This window comes from Adonisia turfae CCMR0081 (assembly GCF_011009555.1).
Classification (GTDB): Bacteria; Cyanobacteriota; Cyanobacteriia; order Phormidesmidales; family Phormidesmidaceae; genus Leptothoe; species Leptothoe turfae.
This window is the reverse complement of the sequence record NZ_QXHD01000004.1, coordinates 3,235,005-3,238,139: the sequence shown is the minus strand read 5'-3', so window position 1 is coordinate 3,238,139 and position 3,135 is coordinate 3,235,005. Positions and strand designations below refer to the sequence as shown.

The following is a 3,135-nucleotide window of genomic DNA, read 5'->3' as shown; positions in this document are numbered from 1 at the left end:
GTATAGCTGGCCTCTCCATTGGCCTGGGCTAGGGCAAACACAGGGACACTGGCTTCTACACCTACGCTCATCCCAAAGGTGACTTCTACTTCCTGAGGCCCCAGACTAGACATTAAGTTGATTAAATACTGAGCATTTTTCTTTAAGGCCTGGGCAGAGGCTTCAAAGGTACGATTAATATCCCTTTTATTGGCCACTAGTTCTACAGATTCAGTATCTTCTCCATCGGGGACTTCTACCCAAATAGGTCCCCCTGGTGTTTCAACCGATAGAAATCGACTCATAATATTACCTCATAAAATTTCTGGATATAAAACTTGTCCTATCTCACTATTTTCCCTTTTCTGTATTTCGTCTAACACTTTGCGTATTTTCTACGAATACGTATTAAATATCTGTTTCTCTCATAGGCAGCTCCTCACATCCTTCAAAACGTCTAAGATGGTGGTAGAAGGAATGCAATAAACTACGTCTGTCCCTGATTTGGCATGAATCATAGCCACCAAATGTTCTCCCTCTATATGGCATAGAGGAGCGCCGCTGACTCCTCCTTCAACACTATTAGACCCACGGTTAAGTAGTTTGATAAAGCCATTTGCAACTTTTTCCTTAAATACTAGAGATGGAAAACTATCGCCTTTAAGATGCTTGGAGGCAGGATAACCAAAACTATAAAGGGGTGATATTTTTTGATATCCATTTATGTTTATAGGTTCATCACTAAGGGGTAGTAAATTGCTCCAACAACCAATAGAGAGTCGAAGTTCTTTTTCAGAAACCAGACCTAAAATAGCAATATCTTGTCGAGCACTCCAGTCCTTCTCACTCTGGCTTGAAGGAACTCTATACCAGAGTACTTTTAGATCCAAATCTTGAGCATTCGGCCCAAAGGTTCTTACTTTAACTAAATCTCCTTCTGAAGATTTTAGTTGTTTAATCACATGGGCACAAGTTACTACATAGTATTGCTGATTCAGCGCTATCCAAAAACCTGTGCCTGAAACTTCTCCAATGTCATTAATTAAGACGGTTGTCATTGTTTTACATTGATCTTGAACAGTCTGATTTACTGTTGGGATATCAATGACCGTAATGGCTGTACCTGAATAAGCGAAAAAAGAGTATTTAAGTAATTTTATCCAATCTATCTCTAGCTTTTGTAGTAAGTATTGAATCTCTTCGTCATCATCTAACAATGTCTCTAGAACTGATTTCGGTGGATCTATCATCTCTGTTTGCTTATGATTCAAAATTCGAATACCATAACGCAAACAATCTATTAATTCAGAAGGTTCTTCCAGGCACTCTTTTCCCTCCATCCGGCTTAGACAATGATAAATACTCTCTTTTAAGCATCTAATTACATCATAGGACCAATTTTTTGTGGCAGCCCAATTTTGATAAATTTCTTGGGCAGATTTATGCTGTTTTGAATACTGCTCAGGATCTTTAAATAACATTTTTGCCAGTGAACTTAGGCGAAAAACAGGATCTAAAGCCTTCATTCCTAGAGAATTGCTAGGAGAGTAAAGCAGATTACATTGAAGAAATTTTTCTATTAGCTTGAGATCCGTCTGTTTAACTGATACTTGATACTTTTGCTTAATAAATTCAAGGACCGGCACATCAACATACCGAAAGATTATTAAGTGTGAAAGATAAGTCTGATAAACAGGATCCAAATTTTCTACAAACTTGCTTAGTTCTTTTTGTACATGCTTCTCGAAAACTCTCAAATCTTTTCTACGTCTTAAGCTACGCGAAGGAATCCAACCATCTTTGAGTTCCTGCAATAGTCCCAGAGATGCTCGAGGATGACCACCAGAAAATTGAAAAATCCGATCCACTACAGAGGGGCAATAGTTTTGTGATCGATCTTGCCAGAGTACAGAAATGTTATTTTTTTCAATGAAATGATTAATAACTTCTCGATGAAATGCAGTCAACTTAATAGGTTTTCTGATAGTTGGCCAACGGGTAGGACCACAAATGCTATGACCAGAAAAAATCAATAAAAAGTTATCATCGGTTAAATCTTTTAGCTCTTGCTTCAGCTCACTGGCAAGCTCACGTTTTACCCAATCTAATGCTTCCTTTTCCAAATAATGGACATCATCAAACATCAATGCTTGAGGCTGTCTAGATTGCAATTGCTTTAGCAAAACATCAAGGGCTTGGTCTAAATCTTCTGGTGATTCAATGGGCTCTGTAGAAATTTCTTCAATAGTGGCAGTTACTGCATCCAGTTTACTTCGTGCTCGTTTAAATGAAATTAATGAACATCTCCATTTTTGAGTTTCATACTTTGTTTTCAGTTTGGTAAGAAAAGCGGTCTTGCCATAGCCTGGTAGGGCATCTAACACCAATAATTCCCCTCGGGAACGGTCGACCCATTTTAGAGCCTGTACTTGATTGTGAAAAGCAAACCTGAGATTCGGTGAACTGGTAGACATGTTGAAAGCACACTATGATGGTAAGTCGAAAACTCTCAAATCGTTACTCTACAAAAATCGAGATCGCCACATATCAGACCCTTGACTCAGACAGTAGCTCCTCTAAGGTGATAATAAAGCCTGGATAGTGGTCGACAAGCGCGCGATCATTAGCTTTAGATTCTCTCCAGTAATTGAGCAAATACTGACACTGTCCTTTACGTAAGGAGATATCCTGTATTTCTTCTAGAAGATCTTCCGTTAGCCATGTTAGCCATTCTTCTATTAGCAGCTCTCGCATGGCGGGGCTATTATTTAGACTATATTGATCTATCTCCAAGATATTGATGCAGGATAGCAGAGCTGTTTCTATGGATTCTTTATATTTTTCCTGGTGAAATAAAATATTGGCTAATGTTCGTCGGGCTCGTCCTGCCAAGTGAGGCGATTTCTTTTGCTCTGCCAGGTGCTGAGCTTGAATGGAAACGAGCTGAGCCTGATCTAAATCTCCCTGAAGATAGTAAGCCACTCCCATGTCCTGTAAATTGTCTGTTGCCCAAATAAGATCGTTTGATTTTTTAGAAATTTTGTGACTCTCTTGATAGCAATCAATAGCATCTTCAAATTTCCCCTGCTCCCGAAATAGGGTGCCTTTTTCGTTATAGGCTTCGATCAGTAACTTGTCATACTTTTGCTGACAATA

At 38.9% G+C, this 3,135-nt stretch carries 3 protein-coding genes; all 3 read right to left on the bottom strand.

The annotated features are described in order from the left end of the window. Positions 1-284: CU044_2847 family protein (locus DXZ20_RS37575; protein ID WP_250565817.1), on the bottom strand; the 284-nt coding region annotated here is incomplete at its 3' end. A 120-nt stretch (positions 285-404) separates the two neighbouring features. Then, positions 405-2,453, bottom strand: a complete 2,049-nt coding sequence (locus DXZ20_RS18215) for an AAA family ATPase (protein ID WP_250565816.1) — start codon at positions 2,451-2,453, stop codon at positions 405-407. A gap of 73 nt (positions 2,454-2,526) precedes the next feature. Further along, a partial coding sequence (locus DXZ20_RS18210) for a tetratricopeptide repeat protein (RefSeq protein WP_250565815.1) occupies positions 2,527-3,135 on the bottom strand: 609 nt, incomplete at its 5' end.